At 46.8% G+C, this 16,602-nt stretch carries 15 protein-coding genes and 1 pseudogene; 10 read left to right on the top strand and 6 right to left on the bottom strand.

Annotated features, from left to right (window positions below):
• Window positions 1-57: 57 nt before the first annotated feature.
• Window positions 58-1,764 (top strand): hypothetical protein, encoded by a 1,707-nt coding sequence (locus VP504_RS21975; RefSeq protein ID WP_325894177.1) that lies wholly within the window; start codon window positions 58-60, stop codon window positions 1,762-1,764.
• Window positions 1,761-2,474: a DUF3726 domain-containing protein gene (locus VP504_RS21980; RefSeq protein ID WP_325894179.1), complete on the top strand. Its 714-nt coding sequence runs from the start codon at window positions 1,761-1,763 to the stop codon at window positions 2,472-2,474. Before VP504_RS21975 ends, VP504_RS21980 begins: the two co-directional genes overlap by 4 nt.
• Window positions 2,475-2,735: 261 nt before the next feature.
• Here the strand turns inward: VP504_RS21980 and efpL are convergent, their stop codons facing one another.
• Window positions 2,736-3,311, bottom strand: a complete 576-nt coding sequence (gene efpL / locus VP504_RS21985; protein WP_325894181.1) for an elongation factor P-like protein EfpL — start codon at window positions 3,309-3,311, stop codon at window positions 2,736-2,738.
• Window positions 3,312-3,452: 141 nt separating this feature from the next.
• Between efpL and VP504_RS21990 the strand changes: the two genes are divergently transcribed.
• From VP504_RS21990 to VP504_RS22010, 5 genes are all read left to right on the top strand, one after another.
• Window positions 3,453-3,986, top strand: a complete 534-nt coding sequence (locus VP504_RS21990) for an NUDIX hydrolase (protein ID WP_325894182.1) — start codon at window positions 3,453-3,455, stop codon at window positions 3,984-3,986.
• Between the two features lie 342 nt (window positions 3,987-4,328).
• On the top strand, window positions 4,329-6,491 hold the full coding sequence (locus VP504_RS21995; RefSeq protein ID WP_325894183.1) for a TonB-dependent receptor plug domain-containing protein: 2,163 nt from the start codon (window positions 4,329-4,331) through the stop codon (window positions 6,489-6,491).
• The gene (locus VP504_RS22000) at window positions 6,476-7,057 is read left to right on the top strand and encodes a YfiR family protein (protein WP_325894185.1); all 582 of its coding nucleotides are present in this window, start codon (window positions 6,476-6,478) and stop codon (window positions 7,055-7,057) included. The genes VP504_RS21995 and VP504_RS22000 overlap by 16 nt, the downstream gene beginning before the upstream one ends.
• Window positions 7,047-8,978: a diguanylate cyclase domain-containing protein gene (locus VP504_RS22005; protein ID WP_325894186.1), complete on the top strand. Its 1,932-nt coding sequence runs from the start codon at window positions 7,047-7,049 to the stop codon at window positions 8,976-8,978. Before VP504_RS22000 ends, VP504_RS22005 begins: the two co-directional genes overlap by 11 nt.
• Before the next feature lie 85 nt (window positions 8,979-9,063).
• Window positions 9,064-9,687, top strand: a complete 624-nt coding sequence (locus VP504_RS22010) for a LysE family translocator (RefSeq protein WP_325894187.1) — start codon at window positions 9,064-9,066, stop codon at window positions 9,685-9,687.
• A 61-nt stretch (window positions 9,688-9,748) separates the two neighbouring features.
• On the opposite strand, the gene VP504_RS22015 is transcribed toward VP504_RS22010, so the two are convergent.
• Window positions 9,749-10,606, bottom strand: coding sequence for a LysR family transcriptional regulator (locus VP504_RS22015; protein ID WP_325894188.1), 858 nt, complete (start codon window positions 10,604-10,606; stop codon window positions 9,749-9,751).
• 117 nt (window positions 10,607-10,723) lie between these two features.
• On the opposite strand from VP504_RS22015, the gene VP504_RS22020 reads away from it, so the two are divergent.
• Both VP504_RS22020 and VP504_RS22025 read left to right on the top strand, forming a co-directional pair.
• Entirely contained in the window at window positions 10,724-11,383 is a 660-nt protein-coding gene (locus VP504_RS22020) for a glutathione S-transferase family protein (RefSeq protein WP_325894190.1), read from the top strand.
• Window positions 11,384-11,392: 9 nt separating this feature from the next.
• Window positions 11,393-11,989 carry a glutathione S-transferase family protein gene (locus VP504_RS22025; RefSeq protein WP_325894192.1) on the top strand — a complete coding sequence of 199 codons (597 nt, stop codon included), beginning with the start codon at window positions 11,393-11,395 and terminating at the stop codon, window positions 11,987-11,989.
• A 73-nt stretch (window positions 11,990-12,062) separates the two neighbouring features.
• Here VP504_RS22025 and VP504_RS22030 read toward each other — a convergent pair whose 3' ends face one another.
• The 3 genes from VP504_RS22030 to VP504_RS22040 all read right to left on the bottom strand — a co-directional run bounded on the left by VP504_RS22030 (window position 12,063) and on the right by VP504_RS22040 (window position 14,928).
• A complete protein-coding gene (locus VP504_RS22030) occupies window positions 12,063-13,517 on the bottom strand; it encodes an aerolysin family beta-barrel pore-forming toxin (protein WP_325894194.1) in 1,455 nt (484 codons plus the stop codon).
• 158 nt (window positions 13,518-13,675) lie between these two features.
• A complete protein-coding gene (locus VP504_RS22035) occupies window positions 13,676-14,140 on the bottom strand; it encodes a hypothetical protein (protein ID WP_325894196.1) in 465 nt (154 codons plus the stop codon).
• Complete coding sequence (locus VP504_RS22040) at window positions 14,137-14,928, bottom strand: winged helix-turn-helix domain-containing protein (RefSeq protein ID WP_325894198.1); 792 nt, start codon at window positions 14,926-14,928, stop codon at window positions 14,137-14,139. Before VP504_RS22040 ends, VP504_RS22035 begins: the two co-directional genes overlap by 4 nt.
• Window positions 14,929-15,787: 859 nt before the next feature.
• Between VP504_RS22040 and VP504_RS22045 the strand changes: the two are divergent.
• Window positions 15,788-15,925, top strand: a pseudogene (locus VP504_RS22045) (peptidase M20); the annotation flags it as partial.
• A 48-nt stretch (window positions 15,926-15,973) separates the two neighbouring features.
• Here VP504_RS22045 and VP504_RS22050 read toward each other — a convergent pair.
• On the bottom strand, window positions 15,974-16,582 hold the full coding sequence (locus VP504_RS22050; protein ID WP_325894199.1) for a LysE family translocator: 609 nt from the start codon (window positions 16,580-16,582) through the stop codon (window positions 15,974-15,976).
• Between the last annotated feature and the right edge of the window lie 20 nt (window positions 16,583-16,602).

A 16,602-nucleotide genomic window follows, 5' to 3' on the forward strand; every position in this document is an offset into this window, starting at 1 on the left:
GTTAATAAGGCTGTCCCTTAATAATCAACAAATCTAAGCGTTTGTAGGTGCGACGTCATGAATGCGAAAACTGCTATGGAAAGTGTAACTATGCTGCGTGATCCGGCTGTAGTAATGGATCCCTATCGATTGGGTGCCATGCACCAGACCCGTCTTAGCTTCGTGCGTAGTTTGTTGAGAAAGATGGAATCAGAGCAGTGGAAGATTGAATGCGTTCAGTGGGACATTGCGACGGATGGATTCGGAACAGCAGTTTACGAATTGAAGACACCTAACGGGGTTTATCAATTGGTGGTCTTTTCTACAGCGATTGCCGATGAAGAGCGTAACGACCGCGTGATTGCGGAAAAGTGGGATGTGACCATGGCACTGGTCAAAGGCAGGGTCAACCAACGGGAGTTGGATAGATTGCGCCAGAATGTGCCGCTGCAGGAGGCTGGCAGAAACACAACGCAGGTGCTGGTTTTATCCCGCGCCAACAAAAGTGTGCGCGTGTTTGAACATGTGATTGAAGCGCTGGCTTCAGGACATCAACCGAACGCCAAGGAAATTGCCAATGTGGGTTATATCCTCCGCACGACTGCAGTGTATGGTAACGGAAAGTTCGGGATTGCTGATTTTGAAACACTGGATGAAAACCCGGATTTTCGCCTCTCCTTCAGTGCGCAAATGTGTGCTGTCTATATGCTTCGCGAGTTCAGCCTTGATTGGGTTCACTTTCTGGCGAAGCAAAAAGGCGGTGAGTGCGCTATCACGCTGAAACCGGAGTTACAGCGTTATATTGGTGTGGGCAACGCAACGGGTTTGGGTATGGCGCCTTATCTTATTCGCCATCCTCGGGTCGTGGATAACTGGCTAACTCACCGTGAAATGGCTTTGGCTGCTGTTTCAGAGCAACCGATCGATGAAGACAGTACGGTGAGGATATTGTCTTTGTTGAACAAGGCAAGAAAGCACTTGAAAGAAGTTGTGACCATAGACGAGCATCAGCAAGACTTAAACGCTCGGAGCGTGGATGAACTTCCCGGTCTGGAGCAGGACATCGTGATGCTTTCCAGAGACAGGTCATGCTGGAGCGCTGCAGTTTTAGCGGCGGAAAAATACACTTTTGAAACGCAGGAAATTCTGGTTACTTGCCTGCTTGAAGCCTTCCCTGAGGTGGTAGACCCGTTCTGTAATGAAATGAATGCTGATGAGTCCCTGTCACTCACTCCGGGAGTTAAAGTTGCAGCCATGCTATCTCTATTGGAAACACGTTATCAATGGGCGCTGAGTATCGATTTCTCGCAACCAGATAGCCAGTATTGGTTCTGGTATCGCTCCCAGGACAAGGAAGAGCCTCGTATGGCAGTGCGTGGTGAGGAGCCTGGAGAAGAAAGAGAGTTGGGCCTTGATGTTGGAAGACAGGTATCAAGGTTCTATGAATCATTGAAGAAGGCAGACCCGGATATGTCTCTGGCGGAGTTCCTGCTGGAAAACAATGCTTTCAGGATGATTGCACGCCGTGTGTGGACGCTAGGCAACTGCCCCATGGGCGATATTCAAATGAATGTGCTCGGAAAAAATGTCCTGCCGATGCACTTACTCCGCTGCAAACTATCGATGTTTGGTGCGACCAAATTTGACCCTCGTTCAGACCGTTGGGTGAGAGTCACTTTGTTTCAGGGCGCCCCCACTTACGCCGAGCTTGGCCGTGTTGCAGATATTGACTCTTGGCTTTTTCCCGTCTTGACCTCATCAAATGAGCAAGGGGAGACAGTATGATTCGGGTCTCTCATAACGAGCTGGTAGGGCTATGCACCAAGGCATTTGATGCGTTAAACCATCCACACGGCGAGTCAGATACCATCGCAGACACTGTTGTCGATCTGGAAATGGCAGGACTGGGGGGCGTTTCCATGTTCGTGGAAGCCTTACCTACGCTTGATGGCGAGCAGCAAGCGCGCTCTCCGCTTTGTGACATTACTGATGGCAATATCCTCGTGAACCTTCATGGTGGTAGCTTGTTTTGTCACTTGCCAGCGCTGATTGATGTTGCTGTTGAAAGACTGATTTACTTCCCCGAAGTGTCAATGGCAGTGTGGGATTGCCGCAACCGATGGTTGGCTTTTGGTGAACTACTTAAGCTTGCTGGCAAAGGCTTATCGGTACGTGTTTGTTGGCATAGAAGTGACTCGCCAGATGATATTGAATGCATTCTGAATGCGGGATCCCGTTATCCTGATATTTATCTGCAGAAAGATCTGAACCTGGTGGAAAACAGCATGCAGATTGAATTGAGCCTGACGCCTTTTACTGCCTCAAACAGTGAAGCTTCGCCAACCATTGCAGGAAGCGTACAGAGCGAGGCAGTGAATTCGGCATGGGAGCAGGGGATCAGCATTCGCCTGAATGATTGGGAGTTGCTAAAGCACTATGCTTCAAGGTTGCTGGTTGAGGACAGTGATCGCTCTATGCGAGGCGCTGGGGAGTGACATCGCCCCGATGAGCAAATTGGGGTTAGTGTTTTCATTTGCGCAGGACACAATCGTCCCATTAGTCATTTTCCACAGCGGCTCACAGGAAGTTGGCGCGCCCCATGCTCGCTCCATGCTATAGCTATCTGAAAACCTCACATCCGAAAGTCGCGTCGGCTTAGACTATGTTATCCACGCATTGACATTGAGCGGGCGTATCGCCTGATAAAAAAGCCCCAGCTCGAGGCCGGGGCTTTTTGTTGTGAAGCGCCGCAGAGATTATTTGGACTCTACGCGGTTCATGAATTTGTGTTCCACTGTGTTCACACGGATTTTGTCGCCAGGCGCTACGTATTCTGGCACCTGAACTACCAGGCCTGTGGTCAAAGTCGCTGGCTTGGTACGTGCGCTTGCTGAAGCACCTTTGATAGACGGTGAGGTATCGGTGATCACAAGGTCAACGGCAGAAGGCAGTTCTAACGCGACAGGCTTGCCACTGACAGCCAGAACTTGAATGCCTTTGGTTTCTTCAGTGATGAAAAGCAGTTCTTCTTCGATGTCATCTTGATTGAAGTGGTAAGGCGTATAGTCTTCAGAATCCATGAAAACGTACTCGTTGCCATCAACATAAGAAAAATCAGCAGGGTGACGGCTGAAATCCGCCAGGGTAATCATGTCGTCTGCTTTGAAGCTTTCGTCAACTTTCGCGCCGGTTGCTACATCATAAAGACGCATACGGAAAAGGCTATTGCCCGCACGGCCGCTTGGGGTCAGCTTAGTAATATCTTTCACTGCCAGTACTTTACCGTTGTGTTCTATAACGGCGTTCTTTTTAATCTCACTTGCCTTTGGCATGGTCACTATTCCAGTTGAATTACTGGTGCGAAAAATATCACGAATCTTAATTTTGGCAAGGGAGTGCATGTATCATTGATGCAGAAATATACGCGCTATGATTTTCTCTTATGAAACGTCCTGGAACAGAAAAGTAGAACAATGATTAAACAGCTCGATACCAAAGTGGTTTACCAGAATAAATGGATGACCGTTCGTGAAGATAAAATTCTCCGCCCAAGCGGTGCGGAAGGTATTTATGGGGTAGTGGATAAACCTGATTGTGCGGTGATCATGGCGATTGATAACGGGCTAATCCACTTGGTTCAGCAGTACCGCTATACCGTCCAAGCGCGCTGCTGGGAATTGCCACAGGGGGCTTGGGAGTTGCGTCCAGAAGCTGATCACCTCGAACTGGCGAAAGGCGAGCTTCGTGAAGAGACGGGAATGGATGCCAAAAAAATGGTGTACGTCGGTGCGCAATATATTGCTTACGGGTTTCTGAACCAAACCTGCCATATCTATCTGGCGAGTCAATTAACCAACGTTGGGAAGTCGCTTGACGAGGAAGAAGAAGATCTGATTTCGGACTCATTCCCCATAGAAGAGTTTGAGCGCATGATGATAGATGGAGAGATAAAAGATAACGTTACTGTTGCTGCATATGGCCTAGCTAAATTGAAAAATTTGGTGTAATCACCTGTTTGTGAGTGGATAATAAAATTTATCATTAAACTTATGATATATAAACATTTTATTTCTTGTTTTGGTGACGAATAAATGGCGCATTCGTTGATGGTTGCGTCATTTTTCTGACTTATAATGAGATATGCCTCTGAGTGCGCTAAAAAACCTGCTTTTACCATTCAAATAGCTATTTTCTCCCGTCTATCGCACGTATAATGCGATTAAAAGTACACTGTAATTCAACGTACGAAAACCACCGCTTTTTGAATCCAAAAAATCACGGATGGCATGTCACCCAACGGATGCAGTTTTATGGTGTTGAGCCGATAACGATTTTCTGGAATATGCGAAATGCTTAAAGCCCGCCGAGCCGCGATGGCTGCTTGTTTAAGCCTACCTATATCATTGCCTTCTCTGGCCAATGTCGACCTCGACGCATTGCTGGACATGCCATTAGAGTCACTTTCTGATACCAAAGTGGTATCGGCAACCCGCACTTCACTCAGTCTGGCTGATATTCCAGCGGCTGTTCATGTGATCACATCGAAAGAGATCAAGCGCTCTGGCGCGAGATCTATCGCTGATGTGCTGGCGCTGTCACCGGGTATACACGTCGCCAAGTATTCGAACTATGACTGGGGTATTGCTGCCCGAACTACGAATGAAGCGCTTAGTAATACTATGTTAGTGATGGTTGACGGCCGAAGTGTGTTTAATGGCATGTTTTCCGGTGTGGACTGGGACTTGATTCCAGTAAGCCTCAAAAATGTCGATCGCATTGAAGTGGTACTGGGACCTGTTGGTACCATCTGGGGCGGGAATGCCGCGAATGCTGTGATTAACATCATCACGCTGGATGCAGAAGATACGCCAAGAAGTCACGTGTCTGCTTCGTTAGGTAATTATCATTATCAGGAGTATCAGGTCCGTCATGGCGGAGAGATTTCAGGCAACTTCTTCCTAAGTGGGTACGCTGAGTATGTTCAGCACATGCCTTGGACCAGCAAACAAGATGAATTACAGAATCTGCAGGATTTTCGGGTATACACCGAGCGATTCGGTATGCGTGGCGACTACCAGAATCTGGATCACACAATTTCCTTCCAAGTTGGTGGCATCCGTTCCCGTGAAGATTACCAATGGCTGACGTACCAACCACATTTCATGTTTCCCGGTCAGGATACGGAAGATTATGTAGCGTTTGATGCCGAAATGGTCGCTGAGGAATACTTCGCAGGCATTAAATATCTCCGGGAGTTGAGCCTCGATACTCAATGGGAACAGCAATTATGGCTCACATACAGTAGCAGTGATAGCAGCGACCGAAATGCTTACTTCACCCGCTTTGATTCAGAAACTACCTACACCGACAGTAGCGTGCTTGGTGGCCACGTTATGGTGGGACTCAACTACCGACTGGTTGAAGAGTATTTCCGACCTTATAGTGACTCTGAGCGCCTTACTCAACCTTATCTAAGGGTGACTGATGAGCCGGGTTTCACTAACCACAGCGTTGCGCTTTATCTCAACTACACGTACCCGCTAACGGACACTACCCAATTGATGGTGGGGAACCGTTGGCAGTATTTCAATCTCGTCGAAGATACTTTCGCTCAGCCACAAATTCGCTTAATGCAGGATCTCAGTGAGAACCAGCGCCTTTGGTTAGGCTGGGGACGCGCGGTTATCACGCCAGCGCGCCAAGCTAGGACCATGGATTTCCATCAAAATGATTACGTGAGCCATGTGTCCTTATGTGAGGCAGGGAATTCAACTAATTGTTTACCATACAACTTTGATTACATGAAGGTCTTTGTGAATCAGGGTAATGAAAATATGCCTGTTCCAGAAGTAGAAACGTTTGAGGTTGGTTATCGGTTGTGGGCAGACAAGTTGCTCCAATTTGACGCCAACCTTTTCCTTAGTGAAGAGTCAGATATTCCAGCTTGGCAATTGGAAAGTGCAGAACGCAGTTATATCTGGGAGAACTCTTCTCCAGGTACAGTTGGTACCATCATCGATGTATACAAGTATCGACAGATTGCTCCTTTGAGTGCGCGAACTCATGGGGGTGAGTTAAGCGTGAAATGGCAGCCTTCAGGCGATTTTCAGGTTAATGCCAGTTACTCATACCGAAAGATAAAAGCTGGTTGCCACGGCGATGTATGCAGAAATAGTGAATCGCCAATGCGTGCTTATGAAAACGAGCCTGTACATCTAGCAAACGCGCAAATTATGTGGGATATCACGCCGAGTCTTTGGGTCAGCAACGTTCTGCACTATGTGTCAGCTTCCAAACCAGATGAACGGGTGGGAAGTGAGGCAGAATTTGGCTGGCCGGAAGTTCTGACCTGGGATTTCATTGCTGGCTGGCAGCCTGCAAAGGATTACCCCGAGTTTGTTCTCTCGATTGAAAACCTCCTCAACGATCAAATTAATGAATATCCTGCTAGCCATGGTGGTTTTGATAATGGCACCCAATACTGGCTTGAAATCGATTGGCAACTTCCATGATAAGTCCATTAATTCATCACTTCTACCGCAGTGACAAAGCCAGAGCAACCTTGCTCTGGCTTTCGGCTTTGATCGTCTTTGCAATAAGCACCGGTGCGCGTGCCAGTGATATCCGTGATGACGATTTAAAGGCGGTTTATCTATTCCGGTTTGCGATGTTGGTGGATTGGAAGTCGTCACATGACCCTTCATCTCAATACCAGTTTTGTGTCGATGCTGAGAACGGCGTCAGCAGAAAGCTAAAAGAAATTATCGAGAAGAAACCTCAGGCAATATTCCATCAAATCCAGCGTGGGGAAGTTTCGGTGCCGGCATGCCATATTATTTACAGCAACACTGACGAAACCGATAAAGTATCTGCGTTAAAAGCAACGTTTCCCAATGCGCTTTTGGTTGGGGAAGGGCGGCGTTTTACCAGAGCAGGCGGCATGGTGGCGTTTGTCAGAGTGAACAACAGGATAAAGCCGCTTATCAATAGAAAAAATCTTGCGGGAGCGCCATTTTCCCTGCGCTCGCAATTGCTATCAATTGCAGTGATGGAAGGGAGGATAAGGCATGATTCTTAGCTGGCTGAACAACCTCCCCCTGAGAGTTAAACTAGTACTACCAACCTGGTTGTTGATGACTTCTGGCGTTGTATTACTTGGCTTTGCGATCGAAAATATCGCTGAAAACAAAATGGAAAAGAGCCTCATTGGTCGTACCGAAATACTAACCAATGCCGCGGCGGTTAACTTGACTGCGGCGCTGGCATTTGATGACCAGCGCACGGCTTTGGAGCAACTGGAAGCATTGCGTGTAGATCCAGAACTTATTGGCGCGTGGGTTCGCACGTCAAACCACACTCTATTCGCTTCGGTGATGGACCTACCGATAGACTGCCGCTTCACAGAGGCATCCATTGTTTGTAGCGACACCAATTACGAGCGGGTGAAAAAGCCGATTGTGTTGGGGGAGGAAATCCTCGGCTTCATTGAAGTGTACGTTTCTCGCGAAGCGATAGAAAGAGAACGCCATTTTCTGGTGGGCTATTTGGTTGTCGGTACGACATTGCTTTCATTGTTGGCGTTGATGTTTGCTCAAATGCTTCATCGTCTTGTGTCAAATCCACTCTCTTCACTCCATCAGTCTATGTCTTCCATGTTAAGGCTTGGTGTGTTCGGGCGTGCCATTCCTGTTAAACATCACGACGAACTGGGGAAACTGACAGCATGCTTTAATGACTTGGTTTCAAATCTTTCAGAGCGTGATTACCAGCTCAAGCAAACCCTTAACCAACTGGAAAACAAGAGCCAGTATATTGGTGAAGTGCTCGATACTATGGAGCATGGCGTGATGGTTATTGCACCAGGGGATGTGGTGACGTATTTCAACCCAGCGGCAGAATATATTCTGCGCCGGATAAGCTGCTCACCAAGGAATTTGACAAAGCTATTAAAGACCTTTGAGCCTGTGTCCCGCGTACAGGCAATTTCACGTGCTATCGACTTGCACCAGCCGATGAAAGGGATCGAGTTGACTCATAGCACAACGGGCAAAGTGTTTAAGGTAAGTACTCAGCCAATGGGTACTGCGCGGCATTCTTTGGTACAGTTTGAAGACGTGACTGAACAACGTGAGGCGGAGCAACGCCGTAAACTCGCGGAGCTAATTTTTGATAAAAGTCAGGACGCCACTTTGGTGATGTCCCGCGATTTGACGATCAAGACGCAGAATGCGGCGTGTATTCAGACATTTGGTATACACCACTCTTGGCGCACTTTGTCGACAGATAGCTCTTACAAAATGACCTTTTCCGAGCTGAAAACACTGTTAGCGACAGGTACTATGGAATGGCACCGTATTCTATTCGGTCATGGAGGCATTGAAATACCTTGTCAGGTTGTTGCTCGAACCCTCACAAACCACTGGGGTTGCGTGGAAGGATTTGTTGTTACTATTGTCGATTTGTCAGCAGAAATGGAAATCAAACGCCTGAACTACATCGCGAATCATGATGCGCTTACTGGGCTGGCAAACCGTGCTCACGCGCTGGATAAACTCAGTCAGGATCACGACAGAGAGCGTGATATGCACGTGCTGTTTATCGATTTGGATGGTTTTAAAGCGGTGAACGATCAGTTCGGTCACCAAGTCGGGGATGAGTTACTAAAAGTGGTGGCTGAACGTTTGAAGTCGTCGGTTTCGCGGCGCGACTTCGTGTCCCGATTATCCGGTGACGAGTTCCTGATTGCACTTTATGGCAACGCGCCAGTGGATAAGATTGCGAGTCGACTTCTGAGAAAACTTAGCGATGAAATCGTGATTAACAACTGTAAACCAAGAGTGAGTGCGAGTATTGGTGTTCGCTACTGGGCGGCGAAGGATGCTTCATCTTTGGCACAAGTTATCGAGCAGGCAGATAAAGCCATGTATGACGCCAAAGCAAACGGTAAGAATAGATATTCTTTAGCCGCGAACCTTGCTGCGTTGACGGAAGAGGTATGAAAACTCAGTCAAAACTCAAACAGAGTACCATGCTGGCTTTTGCTAGTGTCGTTCATACGGTGAAAAGCATTTTGAGGAACGACAGATGACGCTTGAAGGGGCGATGACATTCAGCATTGCTATATTCGTTTTTGCCATTACTCCAGGCCCGGGTATTTTCGCTATACTGGCCCGAGCTATGGTGACAGGCTGGCGAGATTGTGTGGCGATTTCTGCGGGTATGGTAGCGAGTGATCTGATATACCTGACGTTGGCATGTTTTGGTCTGGCAACTATTGCAGAAAATTACGCAGGATTATTTACCGTGGTCCGCTATGTGGGTGCAGCTTACCTGATTTACTTGGGCTACAAGATGTTCAGAGCTTTGCCGCAGGTCGCGCAGCTATCTGAAGAAACAGTAAAGAAATCCTCCGGTGCAGCCGCTGATTTTACCCAAGGCTTCTTAATTTCAGCTTCAAACCCTAAAGTCATTCTGTTTTATATCGCGTTTTTGCCAACCTTTATGGATGTGACGCTTCTTAGCATGGGTGATGTGGTGTTGGCGAATGTGCTGGCGGGTTTTGCCTTGATGAGTGGTGTCATGATGGTCGCTGTGGGCGCAGATCGCGCAGCAAAGCTTCTTAAAACGGAAAAAGCGGTGAAGCGTATGAACCGCGGCGCCGGTTCTCTTATGATTGGCGCTGGTGCCTATCTGGCTATCAGTCGTTAGGCGTAACCATCTGAACAAAGACGTAGCCATTCGGCTGCTTCTTTGCTCCAGAAAAGACTCATCAGGCGATTTTGACTTGTCCTGCCGTGAACTGATGTGAAATGGAAGAAATTACCGACGGCGTGATCATTGGATGTGAATGGGTCGCTGAGACCATCACAATATCGATTGCGGGAAGCGGTGGTAGTTTGGCGCTCTGAATCACCGTCAGATCCGGTGGTGCACTGCCAGAGGCCATGGCGGAAAGTGCTTGCCGGCTTCGAACCAATCCAACCAGAGTTGATGCGCTGGTGGTGAAAGCCACCAAATCAACATCAATGCCAAACTTGCCAAGTCCATCGAGCGCCGTTGTATGGAATTTACAGCTTTTATCAAACAGCGCTAAAGGCAGGGGGCGACGTTCTATCAGAGATGTGTCGTCACCGCATATCCAGACTCCTTTGTCATGTTTCAACAGCCATCCTTCGTCAGAATCAGGGGCTCGGGTCACAATGGCTAAATCCAAATCACCACTGTCCAGTCGTTGGCGTAACCGAACGCTCGATGCGCAAAGCACATCAAAAGTGACATTACCAAGTTGGTGACGAAATGCCTCCAGAAGCTGAGGCAGCAGCGATTCCGCATAGTCGTCCGGACAACCAATACGGATTGGACGTGTGTTATCTTCACGCCTGAAAGCATCTAGCGCTTCATCGTGTGAGGCAACCAGCCTGCGGGCGTGACTGACCAAACGCTGACCGGCGAGGCTGACGGTAAGCGGGCGTTTCTCTCTGTCAAACAACGGGTTGCCCAGTTCTTCTTCCAGCTTTTTAATCTGCATGCTGATGGCAGATTGTGTACGGTGAATCTGCGAGGCAGCCCGGGTAAAACTTCCTGTGTCAACGATCGCTAAAAAACTTCGCAGTGAATCGATATCCATTCCCGAACTGTCCTTACATCATGAAATCGAATACTAAGCATCAAAACTATACGTTAGAAACCTTTTCTGCTTATGAGCATACTCGTTCACATCAACAAAAAGCAAAAGGAAAGCCTGATGAAACTGATAATCGCCAACAAAAATTACTCGACTTGGTCACTCCGCGGCTGGCTGGTTCTCCGAAGCTTTGATATTGATTTTGAAGAAGTTGACCTCGAATTATTCACGGATGCTTTCTACGCCGAGATTGGCAAACACTCCGGTGCGGGAAAGGTGCCAGTATTGGTGGATGGCGATCTTGCTGTCTGGGACTCTCTGGCCATTTGTGAGTACGTCAACGAGCAATATCTCAACGGAAAGGGTTGGCCTGAAGACGTCGCCCAGCGTGCCAGAGCGCGTGCGCTATCTGCTGAAATGCACTCCGGGTTCATGGCACTTCGCGGAGAGATGCCAATGAATATCCGTGCGCACCGCAATGTCTCACCTTCAGAAGCGTGCCTAAAAGACATCGCGCGCATAGATGCCATATGGACTGAGCAAATGGCACAGTTTGGTGATAAAGGTGGCTGGTTGTTTGGTGGCTTCTCGATTGCGGATGTGATGTATGCGCCTGTCGCGTTGCGTTTTCTAACTTACGGCGTTTCTGTGTCTGCCGACGCCCAGCGCTACATGAATAAAGTGTTGGATGATGCTGCCATGAAGCAATGGATTGAGGAATCCAAACTGAACACCGTTGTTGTGCCGCAAGGAGAAGCGGGCGAAGAGATCACGGGCTAGGAGAAAGGAATGCTTGTTTACGGAGATATGAAGTCCGGAAATTGCCTGAAAGTAAAACTGATACTTTCGTTTCTGGATATTGAGCACGATTGGCAACATGTTGATATCTTGAAAGGCGAGACAAAAATGGCCGAATTTCTGGCGGTGAACCCAAATGGGAAGATACCCGTAGTGGTTTTGGATGATGGACGTGTGTTGTCTGAATCAAACGCTATTCTGGGCTACTTTGCAGAAGGTACCTCTTATCTGCCGACAGATAACTTCTTAAAAGCCAAAGTCTACGAATGGCTTTTCTTTGAACAATACTCGCACGAACCGTTTATTGCTGTTGCACGATTCATTCAGAAATATCAGGGAATGCCAAAAGAGCGAGTTGACGAATACCACTCTTTACAGTCTGGTGGACACAAAGCGCTGAAATTGATGGAGCGGCAACTAGGAAAATCGGCTTTCCTCGTTGGCGATACCATGACCATCGCAGATATCTCGCTTTATGCTTACACGCACGTGGCGCATGAAGGCGGGTTCAGTCTGGAAAACTACCCAAACATCGCACGGTGGATAGATACCATTGCGAACACTGAGCGCTATGTAGGTATATCCTGAGTGAGTCGTAGAAACCTCTGAGTACAAAACCGCCGCTAATGCAGCGGTTTTGTTATACCAATATCAAAGACAGTTATTTAACACTGAGCTCAACATCTCCAAAACCGAGTGAACGCAATTCATCAGTATCCAGATTGGTTTCCAGCTCAACGTCTCCCTTTCGTAAGATGTTGTTCGCGCTGGAGCGGTGAGAATCTGAGATCGGCCTTGCCCTACCAATTTCAACGGTACCGGCAAACTGGGATTCAGCATTGAAATGACCGGAAACAACCGCTTCAAAAGGACGAAGGCTCTCACTGGTAAGGTTTTGCATTGTCTGCAAACCATATTCCTGAATAGCCCAACTCCAATCCCACCATTGTGAAGCTCCTGGAATATGGCGAATATTCCATTGGTGGCGAATATCCGCTGACGGGTTGCTGGCTCTTCCCATCGTAAAAGTATGCTTATGGTTCGGGCGGTTGGTTGGGTGTGTATTCCATGCATTACCCCCCCAGCGTAAGAAGCCATCAAACTCGACATCGTAGCTGACATCAGCACTGAATCTGTATGGGTAAGAAATAGTGGAACGGTAAAGCTCTACGCGTATTGGAATTTCTGAATTAGCGGGTACCATAGGGCGTGTCTGAAGCGTCACTGTTTCAGAGGATGCCCCTCCGTTGGTGTTTGCCCAACTCTGATTAGCGCCCAGCTTGATGGCAACTTCTGTTTTGCCGACCAGTGGCCACTCAAACTCGTTTTTGGTTTCTACAGCCTGCGAGAAGCCGTACGTGTCGGTTTTTGACCAATTAGTTGATTGATCCACTTTGAGTTCAACGACCATCTGTTGTGGGATGTCACTTCTGTTTCTCGCGGTGGTCTCTATGGATGTAATAAGTTGCTTATCCGACTCTGTAACCTCACCATGCCAGAAATCATCGCTGTTCAGGGTGTAGTTAAAGTTACTGACGCGGATAGCCGTTTTCTCGTCACACCGATACCCTGTACATGAACCTCGGTTATTACCTTGTATCACCCATTCGTCGCCATCCTTCCGGACAGACATGTCACGACCAACATAATCACTACTATTCCCGCCGACCCAAGCATATCCTAGATAGTCAGCAAGGTAACTGAGAGGGCGGATAAACCTGCTCTCATCGGACACCAGACTGTACTCAACATCGAATTCTTCCCCTTCTGGCAAAGTATATTTGGCAAGAGTAGGAATTTCAGTGTTTCCAGTGCTGTTTGGGTGGCACCAAGTACTATAATTGGGTATATCCTGCTTAATCCTTCCTTCATGTCCAGTTCCCATGATGACCCAGTTATCTTTCAGACCGGTAATTTGCCACTGACCCATTTTAGAAAGCAAATAGTCGCGATGCAGCGTGGCTTCACTTCGTGTGATGGGACGATAGCCGGAGCGACAAACGTCGTCTCCTCCGGTATCAACGACAAGCTGATCGGGAAAAATCTTTGCAAAGCTTGGTGTAGAAAACGCTGAAAGTAGAGACAGGGTTATCAGCGATAGGGTGACTCTAGGCATGGCTTTTTCTCCATTGTTTTTAGATGTTGTGTTTGTGTTTTTTAGATAACACAGGGTCAGCATGGCACTGCATATTGGAGGTGCTAACTGAAAAACAATGAAAATTAATCACCAATAAAATCAATATATTAAACTCTATTTTCAAGCTTGTTCTTGCTTCAAAGGCGTGTGATAAGCTGGGTATGACCAGACATCTCATCCTTGATCAATAAGAAATCGGGATCTTCGTAAATAACATCTAGTTTTGCCAGACGACTTCCTTGTTCTAAAAACAGGTAGGGCGTGGCATGAAATAAGTCAGTGGCATTACCTAGGTTATTGACATAGACCAACTCAACGTCACACTTAAGCAGGAAGCTGGAGTCGAGTGTTGATGCCAAATGCCCAGTGAGCTTCACCAAACTGGTTTGCTTTGCGGTGCTATCTTCTATGGTCGCAACATGGATAAGAGATCGCCCATCAATGGCTGTCTGCCCTTTTGCAATGGTCGTGCTCCGGTCGGGATGAACCTTTACCAGAAGATGCTCATAGTGACCTGACATTAAATGTTGCTGCCAGGGCAGCGCCAGTACTCCTGTAAACACACTGATGTTGAGAAAAAGAAAAGCAATGGTGGCTTTCATTTTCGTTCCTCCACAAACTGTGTTATTTGGGCAGAGACAACAGGCAACTGGCCTGAACGATAAGTGAGATTAACAGCGTCTTGTGTTTGGCGATGGAACCAAGCAAGTTCGTTTTCTCCGTCTCCAATCCCGACAAAAACGACGCAGTCGCACTGGTTTGAAGCAAGTAAACGCCTAAGAGGTAGCGAGAGTTTTACCGATGGAGATTTGATGAGTATCAATTCACCAACTCGCTGTTGAGCTAGCGCCAAATGCGCAGCGTGAGGTGGCCAGGGTGCGAGATCCAGTTTGATCGAGAGAATCACGAGTGTGGCAAATATCAGTATGACTGAAAGTATATTCAGTATGATTCTGATATAGGGAGGACAGATTGGGGAAAGGTCGGTGCCATTCGAGGTATCTTGTTGTTCTGTAGATTCATTATCCAATTCCGCGTGTGGTTTGGGTGTTTCCGTTGAGAGGGGATTCTCAACGACTTCTTCCAATGAAATTTCAACGCATTGTACTCTGCCGGGTAATGCACGGTATCCCACTCTGGGGGCTGTGATGATTGGGCTTTCTTTAACACCTAGCTTTAAAAATGCCCGTCGCAATGCGCTAATGGATTTAGCAAGTGAGGTATCTCCTACGCAGATGTTCCCCCAAGCATGGGTGATAATTTCTTGTTTCTCTATCACATCGGGCGCACGTTGCACCAGTAATTCGAGAATCAGTCCTTCTCGGTGACCAATACCCACATTTCGCGTATCAGTAAATATCCGGTTTTTTACTGGGTCAAATTTTATCATTTGCATTCCTAGTTGCATTGTTTTTTTGACAAAGTTGTAAAAAATTAAAACGTCATAAAGGTTATCTATATTGTATTTTTGTGAGTTTTAAAGTGAGATGTTTCCCATTTAAGATAGTTACTTTGTTTTTTTCTTATATCTAAAAATCATTATTAACTAATGTATAAATAGTAAATTTTGACTTATTTCCCCCTCTTACTTACATGAGACTTCAGTATCGGGAATACATCAATCTTCCCTTTTAAATCAGAATATTGAATGTAATCGATTGCAGGGTAAGGAATGATGTATAGCTGATATGCAAATTGTTTAATAATAGGAAGTTTCTATGAGTAAATACTAATTCGACAAGTTGAATGAGAAGCCCCCTTTTATTTTATTGTCAGGGAATTGTTATTTTTAGGTCATTAATAACCTTCTTATTTTATCAATATAATTATATTTAAAACTGTATGTTAGTCTAGTCATTAATATTTCTATTATTAAGAAGGAAATTTCGATTGCTTTTATGGATAAAAGCGATTAACCCGTTGAGAAGATGAATCTCTGTGAAGGGTAGAGCGTGATCAATGGAAAATTCGGCTGATAGGCTATCAAATTTCTGCCTTCTTTGATGTGGTCGATTGAAATATTCTTCTGCTTGGGTTTAGGGTGTTAACTCATTCCGCTGAAAAGACGTCGAACACCGACGGAAAATATTAATCAATAAGGGCTGATTTAGTATTATATTGAACTGATGAAAATTGACAGATAATCTGCCGACGAGAAAGCGATGGCAGATTCACTGGCAGAGCAACTCGGCCAAATGGGCTTTGAAGTCACAAAACTCCCCGTGCCTGAGCACATCACCAACGGTTTCAACATCTTCAATGAAAAAGGCGTAAAAACCGTGAACCTTTCTACTGGTATGGCGAAAGTGCACACGACAGAAGAATTCATTGCCATTGCAGACCTGATTGCGATCAGTGAATTTGTGCGTACCTACGTGACGCGTTAATCGAATGATAAATAAAAACCGCCTTCCGGCGGTTTTTTAATCCTTCCTTTATTGTCCAAACCAAGGAAGATAAGTTTGCTGATGGGCGATGTCTAAGGAAACATAGACCAACAGAACTGACATGCTGATATTGAATACCCGGAAATAAACGGGGTTAGCGATGCGCTTGCCAAGCAAGCTGCCGATAAGGGAATAGGAGGCAGGTGCGCCAAAAGCCAGTATGGTCAAGATCCCAATCCAGAAAAGGCTCTCTATCCCGTGGATGTCAGCAGCAGGAAATTGAATCGTCACAATGGGGAGCGTCGCAATGATGCCCTTTGGGTTGAGCAATTGCAGCACCAGTCCGTCGTGGAACGTCATCGCGTTTTTCTTACATGAACTCTTATTGATGTCCACTTTCGCTTTGGCCAGCTTCCACGCAATGTAAAGAATATAGCTGCAACCAATAATACTGATATAAGGAAGGGAAGTCGTGGAAACCATTGTGCCGCCAATCAGTAACATCGAAATGAAGAGAATCAGCATTGCGGTAGCGACGCCTGCGAAAAATCCGAGATCCTCTCGTGTGCGATTTTGAAGTCCGCCATTCAGGCCTAGAAGATTCACAGGGCCTGGAGAATACATAATGCCAAAGGCATATGCCCAAAGTTCGAACATAGGAAGTCCTTTATAGAATT

It is taken from the genome of Grimontia sp. NTOU-MAR1 (genome assembly GCF_035758505.1).
GTDB lineage: Bacteria > Pseudomonadota > Gammaproteobacteria > Enterobacterales > Vibrionaceae > Enterovibrio > Enterovibrio marinus.